Raw genomic sequence first — 24,984 nt, 5'->3', positions numbered from 1 at the left:
TCTCCTTCTACAGCGTCGAGCGATAAAAACGCCATTTTATACATAACTTTCAACGCAATACACGCCCGAGCAAATAAAGCTCGGCACTCCGATCGCGCGATGCATCGGGCTTGCGCACGGCAACCGTCCTGAACGCTTCGCGCATGGAACGAAGAAAGCTTTCGTAATCCGTTCCCTGAAAAACTTTGACCAGAAAAGCACCATCCGGTTTCAGATGGGCTTTGGAAAACTCGAGGCCCAGTTCCGCGAGGTACATGACCCGCGCCTGATCGACGAGCGGTACACCGGACATATTGGGGGCCATGTCGGACATTACAAGGCCGACCTGACGCCCGCCCAGTTTTTCTTCGAGCGTCCGCAGCACATCGTCCTCGCGAAAATCACCCTGGATGAACTCGACGCCATGAATCGGCTCCATCTCCAGCAGATCGAGCGCCAGCACCAAGCCGCCGTCGCCGACCCGCTTGACCGCCACCTGCGACCAGCCGCCCGGCGTCGCCCCGAGGTCGACCACCACCTCGCCGCGCTTGAGCAGCCGGTCCTTTTCGTCCATCTCCATCAGCTTGAAAGCGGCCCGCGAACGCCAGCCCTCCTTACGGGCGAGCTGCACATACGGGTCATTGAGATGCTCCCGCATCCACGCCTTGCTGGTTCTGGTTCTTTTCATTCGCTAAAATGCCGTTTTTGAAAGGTTTACCGATGCTGCAATTATCGTCTGTCGAGCGCCGCGAACTGCGTGCCCGTGCCCACAACCTCAACCCCGTCGTCTCGATCGCCGAGAACGGACTCACCGAGGCGGTCCTCAAGGAGATCGAGGTGAATCTGTCGGCGCACGAACTGATCAAGATTCGCGTCTATGGCGATAGCCGGGAAAACCGCCTCGCCTACCTCGAACAGATCTGCGCCACGCTTGGCGCCGCGGCCGTTCAGCACATCGGCAAGCTGCTGGTGGTCTATCGTCCCGCGCCAGCCAAGGCTGCTGCGGTCAACGCCCTGAAAAGCCCAAAAACCGGGCGCCCGGCCAGCGCACCGCGCAAGACCAAGCGCAGCTTCCAGGGCTGATCACTTCAGCCCCCGGCTGCTCCAGACGACCAGCCACAGCCCGAGCAGACTCTGCACCAGGTAGAGGATGCTCGAAATGCCGTGCCACGCGGCAAAGCGGTCGCGCAGCACGCTCTCCATCACCTCCCGCGGCAAGGCATCGGCCTTCAGTTGCGCCATCAGCGGCTGGATGCCGAACTGGCTGGCCGCCGTCAGCGCCGCCATGACCATCACCAGCCAGAAGACGGCACGCCCGAATACCTGGCTGCCGTTGCGCAAGACCAGAAAGGCCAGCAGGTAGACGGCGCTGCCGAGGCCTATCCAGCCGAGCAGCGCGAACAGCCTGCCGGCGACCAGGCCCGCCAACTGGCGATCGCCCAAGCTGGCGAACAGCACGGGCGCCACGATGTAGCCGATCGCCCACATCCCGCCCACCCAAAGGGTGACGACCGCCAGGTACAGGGCCTCGGAAAGCTTGCGCAACGCTGCCTACTCGTAACGCACGTCGATGATTTCGTATTCCCGAAGGCCGCCCGGCGCCTGGACCTGGGCGATATCGCCAGCATACTTGCCGATCAGCGCCCGCGCCATAGGCGAAGCGACGGACAGCTTGCCGTTCCTGATGTCGGCCTCATCCTCGCCGACGATCTGGTAGATCACGGCATCGCCGGAATCCTGGTCCTCGATCTCCACCGTGGCACCGAAGACACAACGACCATCGGCATCGAGCAGCTTGGGGTCGATGATCTGGGCGTTCGACAACTTGCCCTCGACCTCCTGGATGCGCCCTTCGACGAAGGCCTGACGCTCCTTGGCGGCATCGTATTCGGCATTTTCCGAAAGGTCGCCGTGCGAACGCGCCTCGGCGATCGCCGCGATGACGTTCGGTCGCTCGATCGTCTTCAGGCGCTGCAGTTCTGCGCGCAATTTTTCGGCACCGGCCACGGTCAGCGGAACTTTACTCATTTTCTATTCCAGCAAAAGCAAACCGCCGGCGCCCTTGCGGAGCGACCCGGCGGCTTGGATTGGTCTTAGTGAAGCTGCTCGTGCAGCGCCTGAATCGGATACACCACCAGTTCCCCGAGATTGCGGATGCCTTCCGCGGCAGCCTCGGCGCCCCAGATCGTCGTATACATCGTCACCCGGGCCTGCAGGCCGGTCGTGCGGATCGAGCGCGAATCGTTGATCGCGCCGCGCTTTTCTTCCACCGTGTTGATGATCAGCGCAATCTCGTTGTTCTTGAGCATGTCGACAATATGCGGGCGGCCTTCAGTCACCTTGTTTACCGGCTGCACCGGCAGGCCGGCCGCCGAGATGGCATGCGCGGTGCCGCGCGTGGCAACCAGGTGGAAACCAGCCTCGTGCAGGTGACGGGCGATCTCGATGGCCTTGGCCTTGTCGCTGTCCTTGACCGACAGGAAGACCTTGCCGGAGCGCGGCAGCCTGACGCCGGCCGCCAGCTGCGACTTGACGAAGGCTTCGGCGAAGGTGACGCCGACGCCCATGACCTCTCCGGTCGACTTCATTTCCGGGCCGAGAATGGTATCGACCCCGGGGAACTTGACGAAGGGAAAAACGGCTTCCTTGACCGAGAAGTACGGCGGCACGACCTCGCCGGTGATGCCCTGGGCCTTCAGGCTCTTGCCGGACATGCAGCGGGCCGCGATCTTCGCCAATTGCAGGCCGGTGGCCTTGGAAACGTAGGGCACGGTACGCGAGGCACGCGGGTTCACTTCCAGCACGTAGACATCGTTTTCCTTGATCGCGAACTGGACGTTCATCAGACCGCAGACATTGAGCGCCTTGGCCATCAACTTGGTCTGGCGACGCAGCTCGTCCTGGATCGCGGCGGACAGCGAGTACGGCGGCAGCGAGCAGGCCGAGTCGCCGGAGTGCACGCCGGCCTGTTCGATGTGTTCCATGACGCCGCCAATGATCACTTCTTCGCCATCGGACAAAGCATCGACGTCGCATTCGACGGCGTCGTTCAGGAAGCGGTCGAGCAGCACCGGCGAATCGTTGGATACCTTGACCGCTTCGCGCATGTAGCGCTCAAGATCCTTCTGCTCATGGACGATTTCCATGGCACGGCCACCCAGCACGTAGGACGGGCGGACGACCAGCGGATAGCCGATTTCCTGCGCCAGACGCAGGGCATCTTCCTCGGTGCGCGCGGTGCGGTTGGGCGGCTGCTTCAAACCGAGGTCGTGCAGGAGCTTCTGGAAGCGCTCGCGGTCTTCGGCAATGTCGATCGATTCCGGCGTCGTGCCGATGATCGGCACGCCGTTGGCTTCCAGCGCCAGCGCCAGCTTCAGCGGGGTCTGGCCGCCATACTGGACAATCACGCCTTCCGGTTTTTCAATCGCGCAGATTTCCAGCACATCTTCCAGTGTCAGCGGCTCGAAGTAGAGACGGTCGGAAGTGTCGTAGTCGGTAGAAACGGTTTCCGGGTTGCAGTTGACCATGATCGTTTCATAACCGTCTTCGCGCATCGCCATCGCGGCATGCACGCAGCAGTAGTCGAACTCGATCCCCTGACCGATCCGGTTCGGACCGCCGCCCAGCACCATGATCTTCTTCTTGTCGGTCGGATTGGCCTCGCACTCGTCCTCGTAGGTCGAGTACATGTAGGCGGTGTTGGTCGAGAATTCGGCGGCGCAGGTATCGACGCGCTTGTAGACCGGGCGTACGCCCAGCGCATGGCGACGCTTGCGGAACTCGGACTCGGTCGTCTTCAGCAGATAGGCCAAGCGGCGGTCGGCAAAGCCCTTCTTCTTCAGGAAGCGCAGCTCTTCTGCGGTCAACGATGAAAATTCGCGTTTTTCAACCGCCAGCTCGAGATCGACGATCTCCTTGATCTGGACCAGGAACCACGGGTCGATCTTGGTCAGCTCGAACACCTTCTCGACACTCATGCCGACGCCGAAAGCGTCCGCCACGTACCACAGGCGGTCCGGCGACGGACGGGCCAGTTGCTCGTCGATGGTTTCCGGATCGACCGACTTCAGGTTGAAGCCATCGACACCGACTTCCAGCCCGCGCAGGGCCTTCTGCAACGACTCCTGGAAGGTGCGGCCCATGGCCATGACTTCGCCGACCGACTTCATCTGCGTGGTCAGCGTCGAGTCGGCCTGCGGGAATTTCTCGAAAGCGAAACGTGGCACCTTGGTGACTACGTAGTCGATCGACGGCTCGAACGAGGCCGGGGTCTTGCCGCCGGTAATGTCGTTGGCCAGTTCGTCGAGCGTGTAGCCGACCGCCAGCTTGGCGGCGATCTTGGCGATCGGGAAGCCGGTGGCCTTGGAAGCCAGCGCCGACGAACGCGAGACGCGCGGGTTCATTTCGATGACGATGCAGCGACCATCCTTGGGGTTGATCGAGAACTGCACATTGGAGCCGCCGGTATCGACGCCGATCTCGCGCAGCACGGCGATCGACGCGTTGCGCAGCAGCTGGTATTCCTTGTCGGTCAGCGTCTGGGCCGGCGCGACGGTGATCGAGTCGCCGGTGTGCACGCCCATCGGATCGAGGTTTTCGATGGAGCAGACGATGATGCAGTTGTCCGCCTTGTCGCGGACCACTTCCATCTCGTATTCCTTCCAGCCGAGCAGCGATTCCTCGATCAGCAGCTCGTTGGTCGGCGAGGCTTCAAGACCGCGCTTGCAGATGGTCTCGAACTCTTCCATGTTGTAGGCAATGCCGCCGCCCGTGCCGCCCAGCGTGAAGGACGGACGGATGATGGTCGGGAAGCCGATGGCGGCCTGCACCTGGTATGCCTCTTCCATGCTGTGCGCGGTGGCCGAGCGGGCCGAACCGAGACCGATCTTGGTCATCGCGTCCTTGAACTTCTGGCGATCCTCGGCCTTGTCGATGGCCTCCTTGGAGGCCCCGATCAGCTCGACGCCGAACTTGGCCAGCACGCCCTCGCGATCGAGGTCAAGCGCGCAGTTCAGCGCGGTCTGACCGCCCATGGTCGGCAGCAGCGCGTCCGGGCGCTCCTTCTCGATGATCTTGGCGACGACCTGCCAAGTGATCGGCTCGATGTAAGTCACATCCGCCATTTCCGGGTCGGTCATGATGGTCGCCGGGTTGGAGTTAACCAGGATGACGTTGTAACCCTCTTCGCGCAGGGCCTTGCAGGCCTGGGCGCCGGAGTAGTCGAATTCACAGGCCTGGCCGATGATGATCGGGCCGGCGCCGATGATGAGGATGCTTTGAATGTCTGTACGTTTCGGCATCTTGTGTATCTCTCTGAGTGCCGCTGCTTATTGCGCGTTGTTGAGCGCAGCCACGCCGCGCGTCATGGTGTCGATGAAGCGGTCGAACAGGTAGGCAACGTCGTGCGGCCCCGGGCTCGCTTCCGGGTGCCCCTGGAAGGAGAAGGCCGGCACGTCGGTGCGGGCGATCCCCTGCAGCGAACCATCGAACAGCGAAACGTGCGTTACCCGGACATTGGCCGGCAGCGAGTCGGCATCGGCAGCGAAGCCGTGGTTCTGGCTGGTGATCAACACCTGGCCGCTATCCAAGTCCTTGACCGGATGATTGGCACCATGGTGACCGAACTTCATCTTGACCGTCCGCGCCCCCGAAGCCAGGGCCAGCAGCTGATGACCGAGACAGATGCCGAAGACCGGCTTGCCGCTCGCCAGGAATTCGCGAATCGCCGCGATGGCGTAATCGCACGGCTCCGGGTCGCCAGGGCCGTTCGACAGGAAGATGCCGTCCGGATTCATCGCCAGCGCGTCGGCGGCCGGCGTCTGGGCCGGCACCACGGTCAGGCGGCAGCCGCGCTCGGCCAACATGCGCAGGATGTTGCGCTTGACACCGAAGTCGTAGGCGACAACATGGAAACGTTCTTCGCTGCGCTGCCTGTAGCCCTTCAGCGTCCACTCGGCCTCGGTCCAGGCATAGCCTGCCTTGGCCGAAACCACCTTGGCCAGATCCATGCCTGCCAGTCCGGGGAAAGACCTGGCCAGCGCCAGCGCCTTCGCCTCATCGACCTCGCCGGCCAGGATGCACCCGGCCTGGGCGCCCTTTTCGCGCAGGATCCGGGTCAGCTTGCGCGTATCGATACCGGCGATGGCGACGATGCCATGCTTCTTCAGGTAGGACGACAGGTCGCCCTCGCTGCGCCAGCTGGAAGCGACCTGCGGCAGGTCGCGAATGACCAGGCCGGCGGCGTAGTTGGCGTCGGATTCGAAATCCTCCGCATTGCACCCGGTATTGCCAATGTGGGGATAGGTCAGCGTGACGATCTGGCGGCAGTAGGAGGGATCGGTCAGGATTTCCTGATAGCCGGACATCGCGGTGTTGAATACCACCTCGCCGCTGGTCACGCCGTCTGCGCCGATGGATTGCCCCTTGAAAACCGTCCCGTCGGCGAGGGCGAGAATGGCGGGAGTAAATGAGGGCAGCAACGACACGACCGGCTCTCCTAGAATTTTCTGCTTATTCATGTGCCAAGCGGGAAGGCTTGCGCCTCCCCGCTTGTGCTTTTTAACCTTGTTATTCTAGCCGAAAAGGGGTTGTTCAGGCAAACGGCGGAACCCCTCGCCCCGGTCGCAACGGGAGCGATTCAAGCCCGGAACGGGCCCGCCAGGACACCCGGGCGACGCTCAGCGCAGCCCCAGGACATCCTGCATGTCGAACAGGCCGCTCTTGCGCCCGGCCAGGAAGCGGGCGGCGCGCATGCTGCCCAGCGCATACGGCATGCGGCTGCCGGCCTTGTGGGTGATTTCCACACGCTCGCCGATCCCGCAGAACATCACGGTATGGTCGCCGACGACATCGCCGCCACGCACCGTGGCGAATCCGATGGTCGACGGGTCGCGTTCGCCGGTGACGCCTTCGCGGCCATAGACCGCGCATTCCTTCAGGTCCCGGCCGAGGGCACCGGCAACGACCTCTCCCATGCGCAATGCCGTCCCGGACGGCGCGTCAACCTTCATGCGATGGTGGGCCTCGACGATCTCGATGTCGTAGCCCTGATTCAGTATCCGCGCCGCGGTATCGAGCAGCTTGAACACCAGATTGACGCCGACCGCCATGTTCGGCGCGAAGACGACCGGGATGTCGCGCGATGCCTCGGCGATTGACGCCTTGCCGTCGGCCTCGAAGCCGGTCGTGCCGATCACCATCGCCACGCCGGCCTTGCGGCAGAGCGCGATGTGCTCTAGTGTACCTTGCGGCCGCGTGAAATCGATCAGGCAGTCGATCTGCGCCAGCCCGGCGACCAGATCGTCGCTGACCACGACATCGCTCGGCAGACCGGTCAGCTGTCCAGCCGTCTGGCCGATCGCCGGACTGCCGGGCACGTCGAAGGCACCGGCCAGCATCACACCATCATCCTTGAGCGCAGCCTCTAGCAACATGCGCCCCATGCGCCCCCCTGCCCCGACGACGCCTATCCTTGTTCCAGCCATGTTCACAACCCCAGAGAATTCATCAAGCCCTTGAAGAAGCCCGGCCCTTCCGGCGGCGGCATGGGCGGCGCCGAGCCGTCTTTGGGCAGGGAACCGAAGTCAACCAGCCGCGTATTGGCCTTCGGCGTCGCCAGGTCGTCGACATCCGCCACATCGACATCTCCTGTCGCTTTCACCAGGCGGTTGTCCTGATCGAAATACACCGAGAACTGGCGCGTCTCGACGACGCCGGTCCGGCCGTTCCGGTAGCTATAAACGTAGTCCCAACGCTGCTGATGGAAGATATCGGTCAGCAGCGGGGTGCCGAGGATGTAACGGACCTGCTCGCGGGTCTGCCCCGGCTTCAGCTGGGCGACCATTTCCTGCGTCAGCACATTGCCCTGCTGGACGTCGATCTTGTAGGCATTGATGTAGCTGGCCGGGCTGCTGCACGCCGCCAGCAGCGAAACCACAGCGCAGAGATGAAGCAATGGGGAACGGAACATACGCGAATCCGAAGTTTCTCAAACATCTTTGAAGCGGTATATCATACCCGAAATCACCGGCGGCTCTGCCCCAACCACCAACGGACACAAAACAATGAGCGACCCGCAAAGCCTCAAGAACATGGGGCTGAAAGCGACTTTCCCGCGCCTCAAGATACTCGAACTGTTCGAGAAGGCCACCGTGCGTCACATGACCGCGGAAGACGTCTACCGGATGCTCATTGCCGAAAACATGGACATCGGCCTCGCCACCGTTTACCGGGTGCTCACGCAGTTCGAGCAGGCCGGGCTTCTCGAACGCCATTTCTTCGAATCCGGCAAGGCGGTCTTCGAGATCAACCGCGGCAATCACCACGACCACCTGGTCTGCGTCGATTGCGGCGTGGTCGAGGAATTCTACGACCCGGAAATCGAGCGCCGGCAAAACCTGATCGCCAAGGAACGCGGCTTCGCCATCCACGATCACGCGCTCTACCTCTACGCCCACTGCACCAAATCCGCCTGCCCCAACCGGGAAAAATCCGGCAAATCCTGATCTGAACGGCAATGCCTGATTTCTCGTCGGTCCTCTCCGGGCCGTGGCTGGCATCGGCCGGGACGACCTTCCTGCTCGTCGGTCTGGCCGAATTCGGCGACAAGAGCCAACTGGTCTGCATGACCTTGGCCGCCCGCCATCGCGGCCTGCCGGTGGTCATCGGCGCGGTCGCGGCGTTCGCCATCCTCAACCTGCTGGCCGTCCTGTTCGGTGCCGCCGTCGCCGCCTGGCTGCCGGAATGGCTGGTCACGCTGGCGGTCGCCGTCCTCTTCGCCGGGTTCGGCGTCAGCGCCCTGCGCTACGAGGAGGAAGACGAGGACGACAAGGTCGAGGAAGCCCCCGGACACGGCGTCGTCGCGACTACCTTCCTGCTGATCTTCCTCGCCGAGTTCGGCGACAAGACACAGCTCGCCGTCGCCGGCCTCGGCAGCACCGGCGAACCGTCCGCCGTGTGGGCCGGCGCGACCGCCGCCCTGGCCACCACCTCGGCACTCGGCGTCTTCGCCGGGCGCAAGCTGCTCAACCGGCTGCCGCTGCTGTGGATCCACCGGATCAGCGGCGTCTTTTTCCTGTTGCTGGCGGCCTTTGCTGCGAGCCGTCTGCTCTGATCATTTTTGCCCCGTTACCGGGGTCGACCGCAGCAGCTCGCCGGCGTGCGCCAGGGTGATGTCGGTGACCTCGACGCCGCCCAGCATGCGGGCGATTTCGCGGACGCGCTGTTCTTCGCCGAGCGGCCGGATGGAACTCAGGGTCGCACCGTCGCGGGTTTCCTTGCTGACCTGCCATTGCCATTCGGCGCGCGCCGCGACCTGCGGCAGGTGGGTCACGCACAACACCTGACGTTCGCCGCCGAGTTCGCGCAGCAAACGGCCGACGATCTCGGCGACGCCGCCGCCGATGCCGACGTCGACCTCGTCGAAGATCAGCGTCGGCACGCTGGCCGACCGCGAGGTCAGGACCTGGATGGCCAGGCTGATGCGCGACAACTCGCCGCCCGACGCCACCCTGGCCAGCGGCCTAGCCTCCTGGCCGGCGAGACCGCCGACCCGGAATTCGACCTGCTCCAGGCCGTAGGCGGCGCCTTCGGCGAGCGGCGGCAAGGCCACTTCGAAGCGCCCGGAAGCCAGCGCCAGCTGCTGCATCAGCGCGCTGACCGCGGCACCCATTTCGCCGGCAACGCGCTGCCGTCCGGCGGACAGGACCCGGGCCTGCTTCAGGTAGTCGGCGTGGGCCGCATCAACGCGGGCGGCAAGTGCCGCCAGGTCGGTCGAAGCATTCAGCGTCGCCAGGCGCGCCTGCCCATCGGCCAGCAAGGCCGGCAGCTCGACCGGCGACACGCGGTACTTGCGGGCGCAGGCGAGGACCGCTTCCATGCGCCGCTCGACTTCCGCCAGGCGCGCCGGATCGAGATCGACGCGATCGGCATAGCGGCGCAAGGTGGATACCGCCTCCGCCAGCTCGGCCTGCGCCGACTGCAGCAGGCCGGCGACCTCCTGCAACGCGGGATCGTAGCTGGCCAGCCCGTCCAGCCGCGCCGCCACGCGGTCGACCTGGCCGGTGCACGCCGCTTCGCCGTCGGCCAGCGCATCGAGCGCGAACTGCGCGCCTTCGATCAGGCTGGCGGCATGCCCGAGACGGCGGTGCTCGACCTCCAGTTCGGCCCATTCCCCGGCGCTGAAAGCCAGGCTGTCGAGCTCGCGCACCTGCCATTCGAGCTGCTCGCGCTCGCGCGCCAGCGCGTCGGCGCCACTCGCCGCCGACTGCAGAAGCTGCGTCGCCTCGCGCCAGGCCCGGTAGGCAGCCGCGACCTGCTGCACGGCCCCGGTCAGCCCGGCATGGCTGTCGAGCAGCGCGCGCTGCGCATCGGCGCGCAGCAGTGACTGGTGGGCATGCTGCCCATGGATGTCGACCAGGAACTCGCCGACTTCGCGCAACTGCTGGGCGGTCGCCGGCGAACCGTTGATGTAGCCGCGCGAACGGCCACCGGCATCGAGCACGCGACGCAGGATCAATTCGTCTTCGGCGTCGAGATCGTTGGCGGCAAGCCACTCGCCGGCCGCCGGCAGACCGGTGATGTCGAAGGTCGCCGCCACTTCCGCCTTGTCGCAGCCGGCGCGCACGACGCCGGCATCGGCACGCTCGCCGAGGGCCAGGGCCAGGGCGTCGATGAGGATCGATTTGCCGGCGCCGGTTTCCCCGGTCAGCGCGCCGAAACCCGCCGCGAACTCGAGTTCCAGCCGGTCGACGATGACGAAATCGCGAATCGCAAGGTGACGCAGCATCAGACGCCCTTGGGTCCCTCGCTCCAGCGCAGTTTCTGGCGCAGCATCGCGAAATAGCTGTAGCCCGGCGGGTGCAGGAAGCAGATGGTGTATTCCGAACGGCGCAGGCGAACGCTGTCGCCGGGGTTCAGGTCGAGGGTGACCTGGCCGTCGAAGTGCACGCGCGGGTCTTCGGCATGGGTGACGCGCAGTTCGATGTCGGCGCGGTCATTGACGATGATCGGCCGGTTGGTCAGCGCATGCGGGCACAGCGGGACCAGCGCGATGCCGGTCAGGGTCGGGTGCAGGATCGGCCCGCCCGACGAGAGCGAATACGCGGTCGATCCGGTCGGCGTCGACACGATCAGGCCGTCGGAGCGCAAGTTGTAGATGAACTCGCCGTCGATGAAGAGCTCGAACTCGATCATCCGGCCGATCGCCCCCTTGTCCACGACGACGTCGTTGAGCGCCTGGTTGGCGGCGATCTCCCTGCCGTCGCGCACCACCTCGGCGTCAAGCAGCATGCGGTTCTCGGCGGTGAAGCGCCCGTCGAGCAGATCGTCCATGCAGGTCAGCATGTCGCAGCGCGCGATGTCGGTCATGAAGCCGAGCCGCCCCTGGTTGACGCCGACCAGCGGCACGCGATAGCGCGACAGGCGACGCGCCGCGTTGAGCATGGTGCCATCGCCGCCGATGACGATGGCGAGGTCGGCATGGGCGCCGATGTCGTTGAAGCCGCAGGTCACCCAGCGCGCCAGATCGACCTGGCGCCCGACATGCTCAGCCGTCTCGCGTTCGATGAATACCGAAACGCCGCGCTCGTGGAGGTACTCCGCCAGCCCGCGCAGGGATTCGGCAATTTCGAGGCTATGGTACTTGCCGACCAGCGCGATGGTCTTGGGCGAGCGAGAGGAGCCGAAGCTGGATTTCATGGGCCGAATTCTTGCATAAAAATGGCCGCGCGCGCCGCCCGCGCTTTTTTGTACAATGCCCTGCCATGCTCGATGATCGCTCCCGCACACTTCTCAAGGCCCTGGTCGAACACTACATCGCCGACGGTCAGCCGGTCGGCTCGCGCGCGCTGTCGAAGTTCTCCGGCCTCGACCTGTCGCCGGCGACCATCCGCAACGTCATGGCCGACCTCGAGGAAGCCGGCTTCGTCGCCAGCCCCCACACCTCCGCCGGGCGCGTCCCGACGCCGCGCGGCTACCGGCTGTTCGTCGACACCCTGCTGACCATGCGCCCGCTCGAAGCGCGACAACTCGACCAGATGGAAGACGCCCTGCACGGTCGGCCGGCCAACCAGGTCATCGCCAATGCCTCGCAACTGCTGTCCAGCCTCACGCATTTCGCCGGCGTCGTCATGGCGCCGCGCCGTTCGGTCAGCCGCATCCGCCAGATCGAGTTTCTCAATCTGACCGAGAAGCGCATCCTGCTGATCATAGTCACCACCGACGGTGACGTGCAGAACCGCATCCTGACCACCGAGCGCGCCTACTCGGCGGCCGAACTGGTGACGGCCGCCAACTACCTCAACCAGAATTACGCGGGCATGGATTTCGAGCAGATCCGTCAGCGGTTGTCGGCGGAAATCCAGCAACTGCGTGACGACATCAAGCCGCTGATGACGCTGGCGCTCGAAGCCGGCGACGAGGCGCTGTCGGCCAGCCCGGCGCCCTACGTGATTTCCGGCGAGCGCAACCTGATGGACGTCGAGGAACTCTCCTCCAACATGAAGCGCCTGCGCGAGCTGTTCGACCTCTTCGAGCAGCGCTCCAGCCTGATGCGCCTGCTCGACGTCTCGCACCGCTCCGCCGGCGTCCGGATCTTCATCGGCGGCGAGTCGGGCATCGCCACGCTCGACGAATGCAGCGTCATCGCCGCGCCCTACACCGTCGACGGCCAGATCGTCGGCTCGGTCGGCGTCATCGGGCCGACCCGTATGGCCTACGAGCGCGTCATCCCGATCGTGGACATCACCGCCAAGCTGCTGTCCAGCGCCCTATCCAACCCGCAGAACTGACCGATGCCACGTTTCCAGCCGGAACCACCCTACCAGCACGGCAGCGTCCCCGGCACCGCCGTCGTCCTCGTCAATCTGGGCACACCCGAGGCGCCGACCGCGCCGGCGCTCAAGCGCTACCTGCGCCAGTTCCTCGGCGACCGGCGCGTCGTCGAGATTCCGCGCGCGCTGTGGTGGCCGATCCTGAACGGCATCATCCTCAACACCCGCCCGAAGAAGTCGGCCGAGAAATATGCCGCGGTCTGGCTGCCCGAAGGCTCGCCGCTGAAGGTCCACACCGAGCGCCAGACCAAGCTGCTGGCCGGGTACCTGGGCGAGCGCGGGCACCGCGTGACGGTCGTATGGGCCATGCGCTACGGCGCGCCGTCGATTGCCGACGTTCTGGACAGGCTCAAGGCGGACGGCGCGACGCGCATCCTGCTGCTGCCGATGTATCCGCAATATTCGGCGAGCACCACCGCCACCGTGGTCGACGCGGCCTGCCACTGGCTACTGGCCCGGCGCAACCAGCCGGAGATGCGCTTCGTGCGCAATTTCCACGACGACCCCGCCTACATCGCTGCGCTCGCGCAGACTGTGCGCAGCCACTGGATGAAGCACGGGCGGCTGGAAGCCGGTGACCAGTTGCTCATCAGCTTCCACGGCCTGCCCCGGCGCAGCCTCGATCTCGGCGACCCCTACCACTGCGAGTGCATGAAGACCGGCCGCCTGCTCGCCGAAAACCTGAATCTCCCGGCCGAGCAGGTGAAAATCTGCTTCCAGTCGCGCTTCGGCAAGGCTGAATGGCTGCAGCCGTACACCGCGCCGACCCTCGAAGCGCTCGGCAAGGCCGGCACCCGCCGCGTCGACGTCATCTGCCCCGGCTTCGTCGCCGACTGTCTGGAAACCCTGGAAGAGATCGCCATGGAAGGCAAGACCATCTTCCTGTCGAGCGGCGGCAAGGAATACCACTACATTCCCGCCCTCAACGAAGACCCCGGCTGGATCGCGGCGCTGGCGTCGCTCGTCGAACGCCATCTCGGCGGCTGGAGCACGACGGAAATTGCCGATATTTCGGCGTCGACCGCAACCGCCCAGCGGGCCAGGGCGCTCGGCGCCAGGACTTGAAATAGGCGCCACCGACCAAATATCAGGGTTTTCTGATACCGGGAAAACACCATGAACGACACCCTGCACGTCGTCTGCCCGCATTGCGACGCCGTCAATCGCCTACCGGCCGGCCGGCTCGCCGAGAACCCCAAGTGCGGACAGTGCGGACAGGCGATCTTTGCCGGACAGCCGGTCGACCTGACCGCCGCCAATTTCGATCGCCACATCGGGCGCAGCGACCTGCCCGTCGTCGTCGATTTCTGGGCGCCGTGGTGCGGCCCCTGCCGGGCCATGGCGCCGACCTTCGCCCGCGCCGCCGGCGAACTGGAACCCGCCGTCCGCCTGGCCAAGGTCGACACCGAAAGCCAGCAGCAACTGGCGGCCCGCTTCAACATCCGCAGCATTCCGACCCTGGCCATTTTCCGGAACGGACGCGAAATCGCCCGCCAGAGCGGGGCCGTCGATGCGGCGACGCTGCGGCGCTGGGTCCGGGCGCACCTGTAACACCCCGCCAGTCGCGACGGGAACGCTGCGGAAACACCTACGGCGGCGCCAGTTCGAGATCGAGCCCGGTTCCCGGCGCGGCGCGCGTCGAGCCGGCCATCAGGCTCTGCGCCGACTCGACGGCGGGCGTCCCGAGCGCGGCGGCGATCCGGTTCACATCCCGCATGCGGTCGATCATCTTGCCGAGCAGCGCCGTACGCATGCGTTCCTGCAATTCCTCCGAGGCCAGGGCCAGGGCCGGCGCGTTGATCTCGAGGAACAGCGTGTTCTCGAGCGTCACGACGCTCGCCGAACGCTCGTCGCTGGTCGGATGCAGGTAGGCCACCTCGCCGACCACCTCGCCCTCGCCGAGCCGGCAAAGCGTTCGGCCGGCGATGGAAATTTCCACGTAGCCCTCGACGACGATGCCGAAGACCTTGCTGCTCTCGCCCTCGCGGATGATCGTCACGCGCGGGGCGATCTGCCGCCAGACGGAGATGCGCAGGATCTCCCACAGCTCGACGTTCTCGAATTCGGTGAAGAAGGCGAGCTTGCGCAGCATCTCGAAGTGGCGGTTGTCCTGGACCGTGTCGTCGTCGCCGACGATCTGGTAGCGCACCGCCGCCAGGTCCTTGGCGAACTCGGCGCCGTTGCGGTAACGGCTGTAGAGATCCTTCTCCAGCGCCCGGCGCAGGATGGCGTTGAGCCCTTCCGGCAGGCCCGGGTTGAGCGAGGTGACGTCGGGCGCCTCGGTATTGATGATGCGGTAGATCAGCGTCGCCTGGTTCTTGGCGCGGAACGGCAGGCGGCCGGTCAATAACTGGAAGAGCACGACGCCGAGCGAGTAGAGGTCGGTCTTCTGGTTGAGCTGGTAGCCCTTGACCTGCTCCGGCGACATGTAGGACGGCGACCCCACCCCGGTAATGAAGGTCGAATCGCGATCCATGTTCTTGTTCAGGTTGAGCGCCAGGCCGAAATCGACCAGCATGGGCTCGTCGTCGCCCCGGACCAGGATGTTGGCCGGCTTGATGTCGCGGTGGATGATGCCCTGGCGGTAGGCGCTGTCGAGCGCCATGCAGCACTTGAAGATGATCCCGATCACGCGATGCAGCGGCAGCAGCTTGTCGATCCGCGTATGCGCCTCGAGCGAGAAGCCCTGGATGTATTCCATGGCCAGGTAGGCGAAGTTCTCCTCGACCACCCCTTCGTAGACCTTGGCGATATTCGGGTGATCGAGGCGGCGGGCGACCATTTCCTCGTTCCGGAACAGCTTGCGCAGGCGGCGCGACATCGCCGCGCAGTCCTGGCCGAAGCGGATGACCTTGACGGCGACGGGAAGGTCGGAATCCGGGCTCGCGCAGAGGTAGACCGTAGCCGTCGCCCCCTTGCCCAGTTCCTTGACCACCCGGTATTTGCCTATCGTTTCCATGCGCCTCGTGCTGATCCGATCAAGGGAACGATCGTAGCACGCGGCCCGCGCGCCGGCCATTCGCCGACCGCCTGCCGAATATTTGCAGTCGCCTCTTGAAATGCAAAATGGCGCCCCCAACTATCCACCAACTTTTTTGGAGAAGCGTCCATGTCCACCCCGGAAACCCCCCAGGAACCCTTGCTGGGCAACGAACCCGCCACCGAGGCGAGCCCCGCGCCCGCCGCGCACGAGCACGAGCACACCGATACGCTGCCGAGCGTCGAGGAACAGTTTCGCGCCCTCGAACTGAAGGCCGCCGAGCACTACGACGCCTGGCTGCGCGCCAAGGCCGAGGGCGAGAACATCCGCCGCCGCGCCCAGGAAGACATCGCCAAGGCACACAAGTTTGCCGTCGAGAAATTCGCCGGCGAACTGCTGGCCGTCAAGGACAGCCTGGAAGCCGCGCTGGCCGTGCCGGAACAGACCGTCGACAGCTTCAAGTCGGGCGTCGAGCTGACCCTCAAGCAACTGGTTTCGGCTTTCGAGAAGAACGCCCTGGTCGAGGTCAATCCGGCCGGCGAGAAGTTCGACCCCCACAAGCACCAGGCAATCGGCATGGTCGATTCCGAGCAGGACGCCAACACCGTCGTCACCGTCCTCCAGAAGGGTTATCTGATCGCCGAGCGCGTCCTGCGCCCGGCGCTGGTCATGGTCGCCAAGGGCAAATGAAAAACCGGCGATTTCCGCGGTCGACCGCGGCAGACGCTTGAAATCGGGGGCACCGCCCCCAATTCACGAACATCAGTCATTCACATCTAGGAAAACGAACATGGGCAAGATCATCGGCATCGACCTCGGCACCACCAACTCCTGCGTCGCCATCATGGAAGGCGGCCAGCCGAAGGTCATCGAAAACTCCGAAGGCGCGCGTACCACGCCGTCCATCGTCGGCTACACCGACGACGGCGAAATCCTGTGCGGCGCACCGGCCAAGCGCCAGGCCGTCACCAACCCGAAGAACACGCTGTACGCCGTCAAGCGCCTGATCGGCCGCCGCTTCGAAGAGAAGGAAGTGCAGAAGGACATCGCCTTGATGCCCTTCAAGATCGTCAAGGCCGACAACGGCGATGCCTGGGTCGAGGCGCGCGACAAGAAAATCGCCCCGCCGCAGGTTTCCGCCGAAGTGCTGCGTAAGATGAAGAAGACCGCCGAAGACTACCTCGGCGAAGAAGTCACCGAAGCCGTCATCACCGTGCCGGCCTACTTCAACGACAGCCAGCGCCAGGCCACCAAGGACGCCGGCCGCATCGCCGGCCTGGAAGTCAAGCGCATCATCAACGAGCCGACCGCCGCTGCGCTCGCCTTCGGCATGGACAAGCAGTCCTCCAAGGACAAGAAGATCGCCGTCTATGACCTCGGCGGCGGCACCTTCGACATCTCGATCATCGAAATCGCCGACGTCGATGGCGAAAAGCAGTTCGAAGTGCTGGCCACCAACGGCGACACCTTCCTCGGCGGCGAAGACTTCGACCAGCGCCTGATCGACTACATCATCGACGAATTCAAGAAGGAATCCGGCGTCGACCTGAAGAAGGACGTGCTGGCCCTGCAGCGCCTCAAGGAAGCTGCCGAAAAGGCCAAGATCGAGCTGTCCTCCAGCCAGCAGACCGAAATCAACCTGCCCTACATCACCGCCGACGCTTCCGGCCCGAAGCACCTGGCGCTGAAGATCACCCGCGCCAAGTTCGAATCGCTGGTTGACGAGCTGATCGAGCGCACCGTCGCCCCCTGCCTGACCGCGCTGAAGGACGCCGGCTGCAAGCTGGGCGACATCGACGACGTGATCCTGGTCGGCGGCCAGTCGCGCATGCCCAAGGTTCAGGAGAAGGTCAAGGAAGTGTTCGGCCGCGAGCCGCGCAAGGACGTGAACCCGGATGAGGCCGTCGCCGTCGGCGCCGCCATCCAGGGCGGCGTGCTGCAGGGCGAAGTCAAGGACGTGCTGCTGCTGGACGTCACCCCGCTGTCGTTGGGTATCGAGACCCTGGGCGGCATCATGACCAAGCTGATCCAGAAGAACACGACGATCCCGACCAAGGCCTCGCAAGTCTTCTCGACCGCCGACGACAACCAGGCGGCGGTGACCATCCATGTGCTGCAGGGCGAACGTGAAGTCGCTTCCGGCAACAAGAGCCTCGGCCAGTTCAACCTGGAAGGCATCCCGCCGGCCCCGCGCGGCACGCCGCAGATCGAGGTCATTTTCGACATCGACGCCAACGGCATCATGCACGTCACCGCCAAGGACAAGGCCACCGGCAAGGAAAACAAGATCACCATCAAGGCCAACTCCGGCCTGAGCGAGGACGAGATCCAGCGCATGGTGAAGGACGCCGAGCTGCACGCCGAGGAAGACAAGAAGGCGCACGAGCTGGCCGACGCCCGCAACCAGGCAGACGGCATGGTGCACATGGTCAAGAAGTCGCTGACCGAATACGGCGACAAGCTCGATGCCGGCGAGAAGGAAGCCATCGAGAAGGCGATCAAGGATGTCGAGGACGTGCTGCGCGATGGCGACAAGGACGTCATCACCGCCAGGACCGAAGCGCTGTCCGCCGCCGCCCAGAAGCTGGGCGAAAAGATGTACGCCCAGCAGCAGGCTGAAGGTGCCGCCCCCGGTGGCGATGCCGGCGCCCAGCAGCAGGCGAAGAAGGACGAAGGCGACGTGGTCGACGCCGAGTTCACCGAGGTCAAGGACAAGAAGTAAGTCCTGAAGCATCAGCCCGGCGCCGAGCCTTCCGGAAAACTCCGGCGGCGCTCGGCGCCTTTGTCACTTGACGGGTAGACGACATGTCAAAACGCGACTTTTATGAAATTCTCGGCGTCAACCGCGACGCTTCCGACGACGAGATCAAGAAGGCCTACCGCAAGCTGGCCATGAAGTACCACCCGGACCGCAATCCGGACAATCCAAAGGCCGAGGAGCATTTCAAGGAAGCCAAGGAAGCCTACGAAATCCTCTCGGACGGCCAGAAGCGCGCGGCCTACGACCAGTTCGGCCACGCCGGCGTCGACCCGCAGGCCGGCATGGGCGGCGGCGGTTTCGGCGGCGGCGGCTTTTCCGACGCCTTCGGCGGCATCTTCGACGAGATCTTCGGCGGCCGCGGCGGCGGTGGCGGCGGCCGCTCCAACGTCTATCGCGGCGCCGACCTGCGCTACAACCTGGAAATCACGCTGGAGCAGGCGGCGCACGGCACGGAAACCAAGATCCGCATCCCGACCATGGAGGAATGCGAGGTCTGCCACGGCTCCGGCGCCAAGCCCGGCACCCAGCCGAAGACCTGCCCGACCTGCAACGGCTCCGGCCAGGTTCGCCTGCAGCAGGGCTTCTTCTCGATTCAGCAGACCTGCCACAAGTGCCACGGCACCGGCCGCTTCATCGCCGACCCCTGCAAGAGTTGCGGCGGCGTCGGCCGCGTCAAGCAGCACAAGACGCTGTCGGTCAAGATTCCGGCCGGCGTCGACGAGGGAGATCGCATCCGTCTCGCCGGCGAGGGCGAGCACGGCGTCAACGGCGGCCCGCCGGGCGATCTCTACGTGCAGATCCACCTCAAGCCGCACGCGGTGTTTACCCGCGACCACAACGACCTGCATTGCGAGATGCCGATTTCCTTCACCACCGCCGCGCTCGGCGGCGAGATCGAGATTCCGACGCTCGATGGCGCCGCCAGCATCAAGATTCCCGGCGAAACACAGTCGGGCCGCGTCTTCCGCCTGCGCGGCAAGGGCATCAAGGGGGTGCGCAGCCACACCCACGGCGACCTGATGTGCCACGTCGTGGTCGAGACCCCGGTCAACCTGACCGAGCGCCAGAAGGAACTGCTGCGCGAACTGGAAGAATCGACCAGCCGCGACAACGGCGCGCAACACAACCCGCGCGCCAAGTCGTGGATGGACAAGGTGAAGGAATTCTTCGGGGATTGACCCCGCCCTGCATTTTCGGCACTTTTCGGGTGTCGACCGCAACCGGTGGCCGGCGCCCGTGCCGGCCACCTGCCCTGTTCCCCCCGCCGCCTTTCGGCTGTTAGAATCTGCGCACTCAACAGGGGGGACGAACAATGCAATTCCTGAAGCAACTGCTGGCTGTCGCAGCCATCACCGTTTCAACGCTGGCGACGGCCGAGCCGGGAGTCACCGACAACGCGATCACGCTGGGCATGACCTCGCCGTTCTCGGGAACCAACGGCGTCTATGGCACCGACATGCGCCAGGTGATCCAGGCCTATTTCGACCAGGTCAACAAGTCCGGCGGCGTCAATGGCCGCAAGATCAACCTGGTGGCGCTCGACGACGGCTATGAAACCGACCGCGCAGTGGCCAACACCAAGGCCCTGATCAACGAGAAGAACGTCTTCGGCCTGCTCGCCTCCTACGGTTCCAGCCCGACGACCGAGGCGATGAACACGGTGTTCGGCCCGGCCCGGGTGCCGCTGGTCGGCACGATTTCCGGCGCCGGCACCCTGCGCGAACCGATTTCCCAGAATCCGAACGGCCGTTACATGTTCAACGTGCGTGCCAGCTATGCCGACGAAACCGAGGCCATCGTCAACCAGCTGGTGTCGCTCGGCCTCAAGAACATCGCCGTCTTCTACCAGAACGACGGCTTCGGCAAGTCCGGGCTGGACGGCGTCACCGCCTCGTTGAAGAAGCACAACCTCGCCCCGTCGGTCGCCGCCACTGTCGAACGCAACTCGGTCGAGGTGACGGCAGCGGTCGAAGCGATCGCCAAGGCCAAGCCGCAGGCGGTGGTCATGGTCACGCTGTACAAGCCGACGGCGGCCTTCGTCAAGGCGATGAAGAAGATCAACCAGAGCCCGATGTTCATGACCCTGTCGCCGGTCGGCACCGAACAGCTGGTCGCCGAGCTCGGCCCCGACGCCCGCGGCATCGGCATCTCGCAGGTCATGCCGTATCCGTGGAACGACATCGTGCCGATGGTGCGCGACTACCAGAAGCTGGTTGGCAGCAAGGGCGGCTACTCGTATTACGGCATCGAGGCCTATGCCATGGCGCGCGTCACGGTCGATGCACTGAAGCGCGCCGGCAAGGACCTGACCCGCGAGAAGTACATGGCCGCGCTGGAAAGCACCAGCCTGGACATGGGGGGCCTCAAGGTCGCCTACAGCGCCACCAACCGGCAGGGCTCGCGCTTCGTCGAACTGACGGTCGTCGGCCCGGGCGGCAAGGTGCTCAAGTAGGCCCGGCTGCGGTCGACCAGAAAAAACGGCCTGTTTTCACAGGCCGTTTTTCATTTCAGAGCCGCCGCCAGGTCGTTCCCTGCGGACTGTCGTCGAGCGCGATGCCGGCCGCCTTCAGTTCGTCGCGCAGGCGATCGGCTTCGGCGAAATTGCGCGCCTTCTTGGCCGCCGCGCGGTCGCCGATCATGCGCTCGATGGCCGCCTCGTCCAGCCCGCCAGCCGCCGCGCCGCCGCCGCGCAGATAGGCCGTCGGCGCGCGTTCAAGCAGACCGATGACGCCGGCCAGCGCCTGCAGCAGACCGGCGAGCTCGCCGCTGCGCTGGCGATTGACCTCGCCGGCCAGCTCGAACAGCACGGCGATCGCCCCGTGCGAGTCGAAATCCTCGTTCAGCGCGGCCGCGAAGCGGGCGGCGAAGCCCTGCGTCCAGTCGATCTCCACGGCCACCGGCGGCACGTCGCGCAGGGCGAAGTAGAGGCTGTCCAGACTGCGCTTGGCGTCGTCGAGATGCGCGTCGGAGTAGTTCAGCGCGCTGCGGTAGTGGGCGCGCAGGATGAAGAAGCGCACCACCTCGGCATCGTAGCGTTGCAACACCTCGCGGATGGTGAAGAAGTTGCCGAGCGACTTCGACATCTTCTCGTTGTCGACGCGGACGAAGCCGTTGTGCATCCAGTAATTGACGAAGGTGCAGCAGTTGGCGCCTTCCGACTGGGCGATCTCGTTCTCGTGGTGCGGGAACTGCAGATCCTGGCCGCCGCCGTGGATGTCGAAATGCTGGCCGAGCAGCTTCGAGCTCATCGCCGAACACTCGATGTGCCAGCCCGGCCGGCCGTCACCCCACGGCGATTGCCAGGCCGGCTCGCCCGCCTTGGCGTGCTTCCACAGCACGAAGTCGAGCGGGTCCTGCTTGGCCGAATCGACCTCGACCCGCTCGCCGGCGCGCAGGTCGTCGAGCGACTTGCCGGACAACTTGCCGTAGCCGGGAAACTTGCGCACCGCGTAATTGACGTCGCCGTCCGCCGCCCGGTAGGCGAGGCCGTTGCCCTCCAGCTTGCCGATCAGGTCGAGCATTTCCGGCACGTACTCGGTGGCGCGCGGCTCGTGGTCCGGGCGCAGCACGCCCAGCGCGTCGGCGTCCTCGTGCATGCAGGCGATGAAGCGGTCGGTCAGCTGCTGAATCGTCTCGCCGTTCTCGCTGGCGCGCTTGATGATCTTGTCGTCGATGTCGGTGATGTTGCGCACGTAGGTCACGTCGTAGCCGCTGGCCTTGAGCCAGCGATAGACCATGTCGAAGACGACCATGACGCGGGCGTGGCCAAGATGGCAGTAGTCATAGACGGTCATCCCGCACACGTACATGCGGATCTTGCCCGGTTCGATGGGCGTGAAGAGCTGCTTTTCCCGTTTCAGGGAGTTGTGGATTTTGAGCATGGGAAGGGAGTTCCGGCAACGCCGTCAGCCGTCTGGAAGCTTTGGAAAGGCCGGCGTTCTTGGTAGAATCGAACGATTGTAAACCGGCGCCGAGTATAGCATAGCGATGACTTCCGTTCCCCTGCCACAGCCGCGCTTCCGGGTCTCGCGAACCCTGCGGGCGATCGCCGTCGGGCTGGCAGTCGCGGCCGCCGCGCCGGCCTTCGCCGACGATCTCGCCGATGCCCAGCGCCATATCAAGCGCGGCCAGTACGTGCAGGCCATGGAAAAGGTCGACGCCCTGCTGCGCGCCACCCCCGACGATGCTCAGGCGCGCTTTCTCAAGGGCGTCATTTATTCCGAGACTGACCGCCCGGCCGAAGCGATTGCCATTTTCACCCGGCTGACCGAGGAGTACCCGGAAATGCCCGAGTCGTACAACAACCTGGCCGTGCTCTATGCCCGCCAGAAGCAGTACGACAAGGCGCGCATGGCGCTCGAGATGGCCATCCAGGCCCACCCGTCCTATGCCGTCGCCTACGAAAACCTCGGCGACCTCTACGCCAAGCTGGCCAGCCAGGCCTACGCCAGGGCGGTGCAGCTCGATGCCGGCAGCCGCACGGCCAAGGCCAAGCTGGCCCTGGCCCATGAACTGATCGCCGCGCCCGCCGGCAAGCCGGCGGCAGCCGTCGACGGCAACGGCAACGGCAACGGCAACGGCAAGCCCGGCCGCTGATCGACCATTCACCGCGAAGGAATTCCCCGATGCTGAAGCAAGTCTCCACCCTCGCCGCCGGCCTGCTCATCGCCCTCTCCGCCTGGGCTGCGCCGACCGTCGAAATGACCACCTCGCTGGGCAAGATCACGCTCGAACTCAACGCCGAGAAGGCGCCCAAGACAGTCGAGATGTTCCTCTACAACGCCAAGCATGGCTTCTACGAAGGCACCGTCTTCCACCGCGTCATCGACGGCTTCATGATCCAGGGCGGCGGGTTCAGCACGGCGATGGAGGAGAAGAAGACACGCACCCCGGCCCTGCAGAACGAGGCGGCGAACGGCCTCAGGAACGACCGCGGCACGATCGCCATGGCGCGCACGCAGGATCCGCATTCGGCGCGCGTCCAGTTCTTCATCAACCTGAAGGACAACGACTTCCTCAACCACAAGACGGCGGCCGACCCGCGCGGCTACGGCTATGCCGTGTTCGGCCGCGTCACCCAGGGCATGGACGTCGTCGACAAGATCGCCAGGGTGCCGACCGGCAACGCCGGCATGTACGAGAACGTGCCGACGACGCCGGTCATCATCAAAAGCGTCACCATCATTTCCGAGAAATAAGGACTCCCAATGATCAAGCTCACCACCAACCACGGCGTCATCGCGCTCGAACTGAACGCCGAGAAAGCCCCGAAGACGGTCGCCAACTTCGTCGCCTACGTCGAGGCCGGCCACTACGACAACACCGTCTTCCACCGCGTGATCAAGAACTTCATGATCCAGGGCGGCGGCATGGAGCCGGGCATGAACCAGAAGGCGACCAGGGCACCGATCGAGAACGAAGCCGCCAACGGCCTCAAGAACAAGCGCGGCAGCATCGCCATGGCGCGCACCGGCGACCCGCATTCGGCGACCGCCCAGTTCTTCATCAATGTCGTCGACAACGACTTCCTCGACTTCAAGGCGCCGTCCGGCCAGGGCTGGGGCTACTGCGTGTTCGGCGAGGTCGTCGAGGGCATGGACGTGGTCGACAAGATCCGCGCCGTCGCCACCGGCAACAAGGGCTTCCACCAGGACGTCCCGAAGGAAGACGTGATCATCGAGAAGGCCGAGATCGTTTGATCCTCTTCATCTCCGATCTGCACCTGTCGCCCCGGTCACCCGGGGCGACTTGTTTGTTCCTCCGCTTTTTGGCCGGCCGTGCCCGCCAGGCCGACGCGCTTTACATCCTCGGCGACCTGTTCGAGGTCTGGATCGGCGACGACGACATCGACGACCCCTACCACGCGCAGATCGTCGCCGCGCTGCGTGCCGCCAGCGACGCCGGCGTGAAGATCTATTTCCAGCACGGCAACCGCGATTTCCTGCTCGGCGAAGGGTTCGCTGCCGCCAGCGGCGTCCGCCTGCTACCCGACCCCTGCGACCTGCAGCTTCCAGAATGGAGCTTCGTCCTCTCGCACGGCGACGCGCTGTGTCTGGACGACACCGCCTACCAGGCCTTCCGCGCCCGCGTCCGCACGCCCGAATGGCAGGCAAGGATGCTCGGCCGCCCGCGTTTCCTGCGCCGCCTCGTGGCGCGCTGGATGCGCTGGCGCAGCCGCTCACGCCAACAGGCCATGAACCCGCCGTACAGCGACCTGCAGGGTGCCGCGACCGACGATTTCCTGCGCGACCACGCCTACGCCACCTTCATCCACGGCCACACGCATCGCCCGGCGACGCACGACCACATCGTCGACGGCATCCACGTCGAACGCTGGGTACTCGCCGACTGGCACGAGGAGCGCGGCGAATGCTTGGTCTGGGACGGCGCGACGCTGGCCCGCGAAGCCGTGCTGCCTGAAAATCGGCCCTGAA

Annotated in this window: 25 protein-coding genes; 14 read left to right on the top strand and 11 right to left on the bottom strand. The window is 65.0% G+C overall.

The window, feature by feature from the left end:
* Positions 1 to 49: 49 nt before the first annotated feature.
* A complete protein-coding gene (gene rlmE / locus GH660_RS07430; protein ID WP_153146005.1) occupies positions 50 to 667 on the bottom strand; it encodes a 23S rRNA (uridine(2552)-2'-O)-methyltransferase RlmE in 618 nt (205 codons plus the stop codon).
* A gap of 32 nt (positions 668 to 699) precedes the next feature.
* On the opposite strand from rlmE, the gene GH660_RS07425 reads away from it, so the two are divergent.
* Positions 700 to 1,062: a YhbY family RNA-binding protein gene (locus tag GH660_RS07425; RefSeq protein ID WP_153146004.1), complete on the top strand. Its 363-nt coding sequence runs from the start codon at positions 700 to 702 to the stop codon at positions 1,060 to 1,062.
* Here the strand turns inward: GH660_RS07425 and GH660_RS07420 are convergent, their stop codons facing one another.
* From GH660_RS07420 to GH660_RS07395, 6 genes are all read right to left on the bottom strand, one after another.
* Positions 1,063 to 1,524, bottom strand: a complete 462-nt coding sequence (locus GH660_RS07420) for a DUF4149 domain-containing protein (protein WP_153146003.1) — start codon at positions 1,522 to 1,524, stop codon at positions 1,063 to 1,065. It abuts the gene before it with no gap.
* A gap of 6 nt (positions 1,525 to 1,530) precedes the next feature.
* Complete coding sequence (gene greA, locus GH660_RS07415) at positions 1,531 to 2,007, bottom strand: transcription elongation factor GreA (protein ID WP_153146002.1); 477 nt, start codon at positions 2,005 to 2,007, stop codon at positions 1,531 to 1,533.
* A 65-nt stretch (positions 2,008 to 2,072) separates the two neighbouring features.
* On the bottom strand, positions 2,073 to 5,279 hold the full coding sequence (gene carB, locus GH660_RS07410; protein ID WP_153146001.1) for a carbamoyl-phosphate synthase large subunit: 3,207 nt from the start codon (positions 5,277 to 5,279) through the stop codon (positions 2,073 to 2,075).
* 27 nt (positions 5,280 to 5,306) lie between these two features.
* Positions 5,307 to 6,497 carry a glutamine-hydrolyzing carbamoyl-phosphate synthase small subunit gene (gene carA / locus GH660_RS07405; protein WP_153146000.1) on the bottom strand — a complete coding sequence of 397 codons (1,191 nt, stop codon included), beginning with the start codon at positions 6,495 to 6,497 and terminating at the stop codon, positions 5,307 to 5,309.
* A 159-nt stretch (positions 6,498 to 6,656) separates the two neighbouring features.
* Positions 6,657 to 7,463: a 4-hydroxy-tetrahydrodipicolinate reductase gene (dapB, locus tag GH660_RS07400; protein ID WP_153145999.1), complete on the bottom strand. Its 807-nt coding sequence runs from the start codon at positions 7,461 to 7,463 to the stop codon at positions 6,657 to 6,659.
* Between the two features lie 2 nt (positions 7,464 to 7,465).
* Entirely contained in the window at positions 7,466 to 7,948 is a 483-nt protein-coding gene (locus GH660_RS07395) for an outer membrane protein assembly factor BamE (RefSeq protein ID WP_153145998.1), read from the bottom strand.
* A gap of 94 nt (positions 7,949 to 8,042) precedes the next feature.
* Between GH660_RS07395 and fur the strand changes: the two genes are divergently transcribed.
* Positions 8,043 to 8,483, top strand: a complete 441-nt coding sequence (gene fur, locus GH660_RS07390) for a ferric iron uptake transcriptional regulator (RefSeq protein WP_153145997.1) — start codon at positions 8,043 to 8,045, stop codon at positions 8,481 to 8,483.
* A gap of 11 nt (positions 8,484 to 8,494) precedes the next feature.
* The gene (locus GH660_RS07385; RefSeq protein ID WP_153145996.1) at positions 8,495 to 9,091 is read left to right on the top strand and encodes a TMEM165/GDT1 family protein; all 597 of its coding nucleotides are present in this window, start codon (positions 8,495 to 8,497) and stop codon (positions 9,089 to 9,091) included.
* On the opposite strand, the gene recN is transcribed toward GH660_RS07385, so the two are convergent.
* Positions 9,092 to 10,765, bottom strand: coding sequence for a DNA repair protein RecN (gene recN / locus GH660_RS07380; protein WP_153145995.1), 1,674 nt, complete (start codon positions 10,763 to 10,765; stop codon positions 9,092 to 9,094).
* Entirely contained in the window at positions 10,765 to 11,676 is a 912-nt protein-coding gene (locus GH660_RS07375) for an NAD kinase (protein WP_153145994.1), read from the bottom strand. The genes recN and GH660_RS07375 overlap by 1 nt, the downstream gene beginning before the upstream one ends.
* Positions 11,677 to 11,741: 65 nt before the next feature.
* On the opposite strand from GH660_RS07375, the gene hrcA reads away from it, so the two are divergent.
* From hrcA to trxC, 3 genes are read left to right on the top strand one after another with little or no spacing between them, the layout of a single operon-like run.
* Positions 11,742 to 12,767, top strand: a complete 1,026-nt coding sequence (gene hrcA, locus GH660_RS07370) for a heat-inducible transcriptional repressor HrcA (RefSeq protein ID WP_153145993.1) — start codon at positions 11,742 to 11,744, stop codon at positions 12,765 to 12,767.
* Between the two features lie 3 nt (positions 12,768 to 12,770).
* A complete protein-coding gene (gene hemH / locus GH660_RS07365) occupies positions 12,771 to 13,874 on the top strand; it encodes a ferrochelatase (protein ID WP_153145992.1) in 1,104 nt (367 codons plus the stop codon).
* 51 nt (positions 13,875 to 13,925) lie between these two features.
* The gene (gene trxC, locus GH660_RS07360) at positions 13,926 to 14,360 is read left to right on the top strand and encodes a thioredoxin TrxC (protein ID WP_153145991.1); all 435 of its coding nucleotides are present in this window, start codon (positions 13,926 to 13,928) and stop codon (positions 14,358 to 14,360) included.
* Between the two features lie 37 nt (positions 14,361 to 14,397).
* Here trxC and GH660_RS07355 read toward each other — a convergent pair whose 3' ends face one another.
* On the bottom strand, positions 14,398 to 15,768 hold the full coding sequence (locus GH660_RS07355; protein WP_153145990.1) for a serine/threonine-protein kinase: 1,371 nt from the start codon (positions 15,766 to 15,768) through the stop codon (positions 14,398 to 14,400).
* 150 nt (positions 15,769 to 15,918) lie between these two features.
* On the opposite strand from GH660_RS07355, the gene grpE reads away from it, so the two are divergent.
* The 4 genes from grpE to GH660_RS07335 all read left to right on the top strand — a co-directional run bounded on the left by grpE (position 15,919) and on the right by GH660_RS07335 (position 21,002).
* The gene (grpE, locus tag GH660_RS07350; RefSeq protein ID WP_153145989.1) at positions 15,919 to 16,479 is read left to right on the top strand and encodes a nucleotide exchange factor GrpE; all 561 of its coding nucleotides are present in this window, start codon (positions 15,919 to 15,921) and stop codon (positions 16,477 to 16,479) included.
* Between the two features lie 100 nt (positions 16,480 to 16,579).
* Entirely contained in the window at positions 16,580 to 18,511 is a 1,932-nt protein-coding gene (gene dnaK, locus GH660_RS07345) for a molecular chaperone DnaK (protein ID WP_153145988.1), read from the top strand.
* A gap of 83 nt (positions 18,512 to 18,594) precedes the next feature.
* Positions 18,595 to 19,728, top strand: coding sequence for a molecular chaperone DnaJ (dnaJ, locus tag GH660_RS07340; RefSeq protein WP_153145987.1), 1,134 nt, complete (start codon positions 18,595 to 18,597; stop codon positions 19,726 to 19,728).
* A 134-nt stretch (positions 19,729 to 19,862) separates the two neighbouring features.
* Positions 19,863 to 21,002, top strand: a complete 1,140-nt coding sequence (locus GH660_RS07335; RefSeq protein ID WP_153145986.1) for an ABC transporter substrate-binding protein — start codon at positions 19,863 to 19,865, stop codon at positions 21,000 to 21,002.
* Between the two features lie 55 nt (positions 21,003 to 21,057).
* Here the strand turns inward: GH660_RS07335 and cysS are convergent, their stop codons facing one another.
* Positions 21,058 to 22,431: a cysteine--tRNA ligase gene (gene cysS, locus GH660_RS07330; protein WP_153145985.1), complete on the bottom strand. Its 1,374-nt coding sequence runs from the start codon at positions 22,429 to 22,431 to the stop codon at positions 21,058 to 21,060.
* 106 nt (positions 22,432 to 22,537) lie between these two features.
* On the opposite strand from cysS, the gene GH660_RS07325 reads away from it, so the two are divergent.
* The 4 genes from GH660_RS07325 to GH660_RS07310 are packed head-to-tail and all read left to right on the top strand — an operon-like array spanning position 22,538 to position 24,983.
* Entirely contained in the window at positions 22,538 to 23,146 is a 609-nt protein-coding gene (locus tag GH660_RS07325; RefSeq protein WP_153145984.1) for a tetratricopeptide repeat protein, read from the top strand.
* Between the two features lie 29 nt (positions 23,147 to 23,175).
* Positions 23,176 to 23,748, top strand: coding sequence for a peptidylprolyl isomerase (locus GH660_RS07320; RefSeq protein ID WP_153145983.1), 573 nt, complete (start codon positions 23,176 to 23,178; stop codon positions 23,746 to 23,748).
* A gap of 9 nt (positions 23,749 to 23,757) precedes the next feature.
* Positions 23,758 to 24,249: a peptidylprolyl isomerase gene (locus GH660_RS07315; protein ID WP_153145982.1), complete on the top strand. Its 492-nt coding sequence runs from the start codon at positions 23,758 to 23,760 to the stop codon at positions 24,247 to 24,249.
* Complete coding sequence (locus GH660_RS07310; protein WP_153145981.1) at positions 24,246 to 24,983, top strand: UDP-2,3-diacylglucosamine diphosphatase; 738 nt, start codon at positions 24,246 to 24,248, stop codon at positions 24,981 to 24,983. Before GH660_RS07315 ends, GH660_RS07310 begins: the two co-directional genes overlap by 4 nt.
* Position 24,984 lies beyond the last annotated feature (1 nt).

The sequence above is a fragment of the Dechloromonas sp. H13 genome (assembly GCF_009469615.1).
Classification (GTDB): Bacteria; Pseudomonadota; Gammaproteobacteria; order Burkholderiales; family Rhodocyclaceae; genus Azonexus.
The sequence above is the reverse complement of the archived record's forward strand: the minus strand, read 5'-3'. Positions and strand labels throughout refer to the sequence as shown.

What these genes read in the sequence shown, in the direction of transcription:
- greA (WP_153146002.1), bottom strand. Translation starts at nt 2,007, where the DNA reads ATGAGTAAAGTTCCGCTGACCGTGGCCGGTGCCGAAAAATTGCGCGCA.
- dapB (WP_153145999.1), bottom strand. Translation starts at nt 7,463, where the DNA reads ATGGCTGGAACAAGGATAGGCGTCGTCGGGGCAGGGGGGCGCATGGGG.
- GH660_RS07425 (WP_153146004.1), top strand. Translation starts at nt 700, where the DNA reads ATGCTGCAATTATCGTCTGTCGAGCGCCGCGAACTGCGTGCCCGTGCC.
- GH660_RS07395 (WP_153145998.1), bottom strand. Translation starts at nt 7,948, where the DNA reads ATGTTCCGTTCCCCATTGCTTCATCTCTGCGCTGTGGTTTCGCTGCTG.
- GH660_RS07355 (WP_153145990.1), bottom strand. Translation starts at nt 15,768, where the DNA reads ATGGAAACGATAGGCAAATACCGGGTGGTCAAGGAACTGGGCAAGGGG.
- recN (WP_153145995.1), bottom strand. Translation starts at nt 10,765, where the DNA reads ATGCTGCGTCACCTTGCGATTCGCGATTTCGTCATCGTCGACCGGCTG.
- dnaK (WP_153145988.1), top strand. Translation starts at nt 16,580, where the DNA reads ATGGGCAAGATCATCGGCATCGACCTCGGCACCACCAACTCCTGCGTC.
- GH660_RS07320 (WP_153145983.1), top strand. Translation starts at nt 23,176, where the DNA reads ATGCTGAAGCAAGTCTCCACCCTCGCCGCCGGCCTGCTCATCGCCCTC.
- trxC (WP_153145991.1), top strand. Translation starts at nt 13,926, where the DNA reads ATGAACGACACCCTGCACGTCGTCTGCCCGCATTGCGACGCCGTCAAT.
- GH660_RS07325 (WP_153145984.1), top strand. Translation starts at nt 22,538, where the DNA reads ATGACTTCCGTTCCCCTGCCACAGCCGCGCTTCCGGGTCTCGCGAACC.
- carB (WP_153146001.1), bottom strand. Translation starts at nt 5,279, where the DNA reads ATGCCGAAACGTACAGACATTCAAAGCATCCTCATCATCGGCGCCGGC.
- grpE (WP_153145989.1), top strand. Translation starts at nt 15,919, where the DNA reads ATGTCCACCCCGGAAACCCCCCAGGAACCCTTGCTGGGCAACGAACCC.
- dnaJ (WP_153145987.1), top strand. Translation starts at nt 18,595, where the DNA reads ATGTCAAAACGCGACTTTTATGAAATTCTCGGCGTCAACCGCGACGCT.
- GH660_RS07335 (WP_153145986.1), top strand. Translation starts at nt 19,863, where the DNA reads ATGCAATTCCTGAAGCAACTGCTGGCTGTCGCAGCCATCACCGTTTCA.
- GH660_RS07315 (WP_153145982.1), top strand. Translation starts at nt 23,758, where the DNA reads ATGATCAAGCTCACCACCAACCACGGCGTCATCGCGCTCGAACTGAAC.
- fur (WP_153145997.1), top strand. Translation starts at nt 8,043, where the DNA reads ATGAGCGACCCGCAAAGCCTCAAGAACATGGGGCTGAAAGCGACTTTC.
- carA (WP_153146000.1), bottom strand. Translation starts at nt 6,497, where the DNA reads ATGAATAAGCAGAAAATTCTAGGAGAGCCGGTCGTGTCGTTGCTGCCC.
- hrcA (WP_153145993.1), top strand. Translation starts at nt 11,742, where the DNA reads ATGCTCGATGATCGCTCCCGCACACTTCTCAAGGCCCTGGTCGAACAC.
- rlmE (WP_153146005.1), bottom strand. Translation starts at nt 667, where the DNA reads ATGAAAAGAACCAGAACCAGCAAGGCGTGGATGCGGGAGCATCTCAAT.
- GH660_RS07375 (WP_153145994.1), bottom strand. Translation starts at nt 11,676, where the DNA reads ATGAAATCCAGCTTCGGCTCCTCTCGCTCGCCCAAGACCATCGCGCTG.
- cysS (WP_153145985.1), bottom strand. Translation starts at nt 22,431, where the DNA reads ATGCTCAAAATCCACAACTCCCTGAAACGGGAAAAGCAGCTCTTCACG.
- hemH (WP_153145992.1), top strand. Translation starts at nt 12,771, where the DNA reads ATGCCACGTTTCCAGCCGGAACCACCCTACCAGCACGGCAGCGTCCCC.
- GH660_RS07385 (WP_153145996.1), top strand. Translation starts at nt 8,495, where the DNA reads ATGCCTGATTTCTCGTCGGTCCTCTCCGGGCCGTGGCTGGCATCGGCC.